We start from the raw sequence: 706 nt of genomic DNA, 5'->3' as shown, positions 1-706 counted from the left end.
CGCGGTCCAGGCGCGTTCATCCCGACCCCCCGGGGCTGAACTCTGACGACCCCCGCCTCCTCCCCGCCTGGCGGGGGTCGTCCCCTAAATTCTCCCCTTCCCGTTCGAACGCGCGGCGCTCATGCACGCGATCCGTTCGCGGTCTGCCTTCCCCGGTCCACCGGGTTCCGTGCGGCCCTGTCTGCGGCCCTTTCTGTGGCATTTCCGCAGCGCTCCAGTGCGATTCCGTCGGCCTCGGCGGGATTCGGCAGTTCCCGTCGGGTGTCGATCCGTCCCGTCCGTGCCCATCCAAGAAAATCGTACGTAGGTACCAGAATTGATCCACACCCCCTGATTCTGTGCACATTCCCCGAGATCGGGTTCCCCGCCGGACCGGTACTGCGCAGGCTTGCCGTCATGGACATCGAATCCCGCGTACCGGCGGCGTCGGCGCGGCCCGGGGTGCTCGCGCTGGTGAGTGCTCGCGGCGTCGTGCAGGCGCTGCGTTCGGTCGCGGCCGCAACCGAACAAACATTTGAGGCGGTCGTGGGTCTGCCCGCACGCCGGGTGTGGGAGGGGGCCGGTCTGGTGGTGGTGGACGCGGCCGCGGCGCGCGAGTGTGCGACGCGACTGCCGCGCCGCGACCGGGTGCTACTCGTCTGCGACGGTCCGCCCACACTGCCCGACTGGCAGGCGGCCACGGCGGTCGGGGGGGGAGCGTGCTCGG

The 706-nt window shown here is 70.5% G+C and carries 1 pseudogene; it reads left to right on the top strand.

Going from position 1 to position 706, the window contains the following annotated elements:
* Positions 1–396 precede the first annotated feature (396 nt).
* Positions 397–706 (top strand): annotated as a pseudogene (locus tag IJ15_RS0124590) (septum site-determining protein Ssd); the annotation flags it as partial.

The organism is Prescottella defluvii (assembly GCF_000738775.1).
Taxonomy (GTDB): Bacteria; Actinomycetota; Actinomycetes; order Mycobacteriales; family Mycobacteriaceae; genus Prescottella; species Prescottella defluvii.
This window is presented reverse-complemented; position numbering and strand designations above follow the sequence as displayed.